Origin of the sequence: Corynebacterium sp. HMSC065H09 (genome assembly GCF_001812845.1) — a bacterium.
Classification (GTDB): Bacteria; Actinomycetota; Actinomycetes; order Mycobacteriales; family Mycobacteriaceae; genus Corynebacterium; species Corynebacterium jeikeium_D.
The window spans coordinates 1-3,955 of the sequence record NZ_KV810603.1 but is presented as its reverse complement, the minus strand read 5'-3'; the positions used below and the strand labels follow the sequence as shown (position 1 = coordinate 3,955).

Sequence of the window (3,955 nt, the reverse complement as noted above, 5' to 3'; positions counted from 1 at the left end):
GGCATGCGGACACACTTTTCTTTACTTAACCCGCAGCTAAACCGCGCTAAAAATGAGAAAAACGCCCGCGGGCAGGGCGTAATGCCTATGAAAATAGGCCTAGAAATATAGGCGAAGCTGTCGCATTTCTTCGCTTCCATTTCACGTCACACCTGTCCGCGGGCGATCTCCGTGGCCGTGACACTTTGCAGTGCCCTCGGCGCATCAGGCAGGTATTCGGACTTTCTGGCGTGACCGACAATAAGGGGATGACGACTGCCGCAAGCTTCAATGCTTACGTGCAGATCCTTATTATCAATTTTCCTACTTTTCGCCGCTTCCCAAGGTTGAAATAACCTCAGTGCCGTTGGCGAATTTTGTTCCAGATTACCGCTGCGGGACAGTTCCGGAATTGCACCGGATTCCCTCTTGCGTTTGCTGTGCACCACCTTCGGACAACCACGTGGAGGACGTAGCATTGAAAGTGGAACTCAACAAAACCTGTTGCATGTATGACAATAGCGCACGATGCAAAATAAGCGAAGGTCTTTTTCGAAAATGTCCGCATTGGGGGTAAAACGCCGTTCATTACCCTCTGTTATTAACATTCACGCAGTTTGTTAGCGGAAAAATAGCTACCCCCTGCCTTGTATTTATTCGGCCGAGGCGGGGCTAATGACAGGATTTATCCTGGTATTTTCTTTACGTACTTGTAGAGAAACCTAGTTGTTTCCTAAGATTGTGTGACGGATGCCTTAATGCAGGTGTACCCGTTCGGAGGGTACTATCTACTTTGTACGGTTTACAGCCCCCGAAAGGGTCAGTGGCCGCTGAGCGGTAGTTGGCCATTTCGTAGGAGTGTAAGTCGGCGCGAAGTCACAGGCTGATGGTGCCTCTGTGGGTGCCAGTGAAGCAATTTGCCCGTTACGCAGGAGGACGCGAGATGGATCCCCACCGCATTCTGGACGACAATGAGGTTATTAAGTCGTCCTTGGTCGCCCTAAAGAATGCGACTGGTATTCCGGTCACAATGTATGCGGAAGTCACCGATAACTCTAAGATGCAGATCAACAACTGGGTTGGCCTGCGTACTCCGGCCCTGCAGAATCTGACTGTGGAATCGGGTGCGGGTGTCGGTGGTCGCGTGTTGGCCACGCGCCGCCCGGTGGGTGTCAGTGACTACCTGCGCGCCAAGGTTATTACCCATGAGTATGACGACAAGATTCGTGACGAAGGCCTGCACTCGCTGGTCGCCGTGCCGGTGATCGTTTCGCGTCTTGTCCGTGGCGTGCTCTACGGTGGCGTGCACTCCTCGGTGCGCCTGGGGGACAAGGTTCTTGAAGAGGTCACAATGACCGCCCGTTGCCTGGAGCAGGACCTCGCTGTCGTCGATGCCTGCCGCAACATGGATCGTTCTGGCAACGGTAAGGGCGGCCGCATCATGAATGGCGCTGAGTGGGAGCAGGTTCGTTCCACGCACTCCAAGCTGCGCATGCTCGCTAACCGTGTGGATGACGAGAAGCTGCGCCAGGAACTCGAGGTGCTCTGTGACCAGATGGTCACCCCGGTTCGCGTCAAGCAGACCACCAAGCTGTCGGCTCGTGAGCTCGATGTTCTCGCCTGTGTCGCCCTCGGTCACACCAACGTCGAGGCCGCAGAGGAAATGGGCATCGGTGCCGAGACGGTTAAGTCCTACCTCCGCTCCGTAATGCGCAAGCTGGGCGCCCATACTCGCTACGAGGCCGTCAACGCGGCCCGTCGCATCGGCGCACTGCCGTAAACCGCTTGACGACGGTTCCTTTGCGCCCAAACCCGCGGGTATTGGGGTAGTCAGTTCTGCTACTTGCTCCGCTACTTACCCCCTGCTTGCCGCTGGGCTTCGCGCTCACCACCGGGGATCCACTTAACGTCGTTTCCGTCATTGGCCACTCTCGAAAGAATAAACAACAGGTCAGACAGGCGATTGAGATACTTCGCCGGTAGGACTGAGGTGGTTTCGGGAAATTCGCGGCAGGCAGCCCATGCTGCACGCTCGGCTCGGCGAGTAATCACCCGAGCTGTGTGTAGCAGTGCTGCGGCTGGTGTGCCTCCCGGGAGGATGAAGGAATCCAGTTTCGGCAGTTGTTCATTGAATTGGTCGCACCAGTGCTCGAGTCGCTCGATGTAATCCGGCTCGATACGCAACGGCGGGTACTTCGGGTTTTCTTCAATAGGTGTTGCCAGGTCGGCTCCGGCATCAAATAGGTCATTCTGCACGTAGCGAATGACAGCCGAGATTTCGTCGTCAAGCGTGCCGAAACTGAGCGCCTGGCCGAGTGCGGCGTTGGCCTCCTCGCACGTGGCGTAGGCGATAAGGCGAGAATCATCCTTGGGAACGCGGCTGAAATCGGATAATCCAGTGGTGCCGTCGTCGCCGGTGCGAGTGTAAATGCGAGTTAGATGAACGCTCATAGCTTCAAGCCTAAGCGCGATATTGCGAAATGTGGTTGGCTGGGGGAGTGGGAAATGAGCGATTTCTGGTTAAAGGCGGAGCGACGCTAAATGGTCAGGTTCAGATTTCCGGGGCGAAGAACTCGGTTCTGAAACTGATGGGTGCGGCGCTTCTCGCCGAGGGCACGACAGTACTGACGAACTGCCCTGAAATTGACGACGTGCCATTGATGCAAAAGGTCCTCGAAGGGCTCGGCTGCTCCGTGACGCGCGAGGGCGACCGGATTGAAATCACGGTGCCCGAAGAACTCTCGCATCACGCCGATTTCGATGCCGTGCGCCAGTTCCGCGCTTCGGTCTGTGTGCTCGGGCCGCTGACGGCGCGTACCCGTAACGCGATTGTCGCACTGCCCGGTGGTGACGCTATTGGTTCCCGCCCGCTGGACATGCATCAGGCTGGCCTGGAGAAATTGGGAGCACGCACCTATATTCACCACGGTTGCGTGGTGGCTGAGGCGGGGCGACTCAAGGGGGCGAACATCAAGCTGGACTTCCCGTCCGTCGGCGCGACCGAGAATATTCTGACCGCGGCCGTACTAGCGGAAGGTACGACTGTGCTGGATAACGCCGCCCGTGAGCCCGAAATTGTCGACCTGTGCGAGATGCTCGTGGAGATGGGCGCCAAGATTTCGGGTGCGGGATCTAACACCATCACGGTTGAGGGCGTAGAGAAGCTGCACCCGACTGAGCACAAGGTTGTCGGCGACCGAATTATCGCAGGGACCTGGGCTTATGCTGCAGCGATGACCGGCGGCGATATTACGGTCGTTGGCATTAACCCTAAGTACCTGCACCTTCCTCTGGAAAAACTGAAGAACGCAGGCGCTCAGGTCGAGACCTACCCGCAGGGCTTCCGCGTGCGTATGGACAGGCGTCCGCAGGGTGTGAACTATCAAACGCTGCCATACCCAGGCTTTCCGACGGACATGCAGCCCATGGCCATTGCTCTGTCCGCGGTGTCCGAAGGGACGTCAGTGCTTACCGAGAACGTTTTTGAGTCGCGCTTCCGGTTTGTCGACGAGATGATTCGCCTCGGCACGGACGCGACTATCGATGGCCACCACGTGATGATTCGCGGAAAGGAAACGCTGAGTTCCGCACCTGTGTGGTCTTCGGACATTCGCGCCGGAGCGGGACTAGTGCTTGCTGGGCTGTGTACTGAAGAAGGTGACGTCACTGAGGTGCACGATGTCTATCACATCGACCGTGGCTACCCGGGCTTCGTAGAGACACTCAATTCTCTTGGCGCATCGGTTGAACGGGTTAGCTAGTGATTGTTGGCCTCTGGTCAATGGCTAACGGCTAAGCGCACGGTGCTAGTTAAACGCGCGGTGCGGAAAACCATCGCAAGTCTTCGGTTCTGGATGCTTCAGGACCGTAGGGAGTGATTCTCCAGTGGTGGCTTGTGGTGGTTTTCGCTATTTTACCTGGGGTTTTGTGTCTTTGGGTCGGGTGTGTGTAATGTATTCGGAGGTCAGCGTGGCCA

Annotated in this window: 3 protein-coding genes and 1 riboswitch; of the genes, 2 read left to right on the top strand and 1 reads right to left on the bottom strand. The window is 56.7% G+C overall.

What is annotated here, in order from left to right; all coding sequences use genetic code 11:
- Window positions 1–189: 189 nt before the first annotated feature.
- Window positions 190–447: riboswitch (cobalamin riboswitch) on the bottom strand.
- 475 nt (window positions 448–922) lie between these two features.
- The gene (gene ramA / locus HMPREF2878_RS09860; protein ID WP_005511953.1) at window positions 923–1,759 is read left to right on the top strand and encodes an acetate metabolism transcriptional regulator RamA; all 837 of its coding nucleotides are present in this window, start codon (window positions 923–925) and stop codon (window positions 1,757–1,759) included.
- 71 nt (window positions 1,760–1,830) lie between these two features.
- Here ramA and HMPREF2878_RS09855 read toward each other — a convergent pair whose 3' ends face one another.
- On the bottom strand, window positions 1,831–2,430 hold the full coding sequence (locus HMPREF2878_RS09855; protein ID WP_049173053.1) for a cob(I)yrinic acid a,c-diamide adenosyltransferase: 600 nt from the start codon (window positions 2,428–2,430) through the stop codon (window positions 1,831–1,833).
- 47 nt (window positions 2,431–2,477) lie between these two features.
- Between HMPREF2878_RS09855 and murA the strand changes: the two genes are divergently transcribed.
- The gene (gene murA, locus HMPREF2878_RS09850) at window positions 2,478–3,740 is read left to right on the top strand and encodes a UDP-N-acetylglucosamine 1-carboxyvinyltransferase (RefSeq protein WP_239272592.1); all 1,263 of its coding nucleotides are present in this window, start codon (window positions 2,478–2,480) and stop codon (window positions 3,738–3,740) included.
- Window positions 3,741–3,955 lie beyond the last annotated feature (215 nt).

What these genes read in the sequence shown, in the direction of transcription:
- ramA (WP_005511953.1), top strand. Translation starts at nt 923, where the DNA reads ATGGATCCCCACCGCATTCTGGACGACAATGAGGTTATTAAGTCGTCC.
- HMPREF2878_RS09855 (WP_049173053.1), bottom strand. Translation starts at nt 2,430, where the DNA reads ATGAGCGTTCATCTAACTCGCATTTACACTCGCACCGGCGACGACGGC.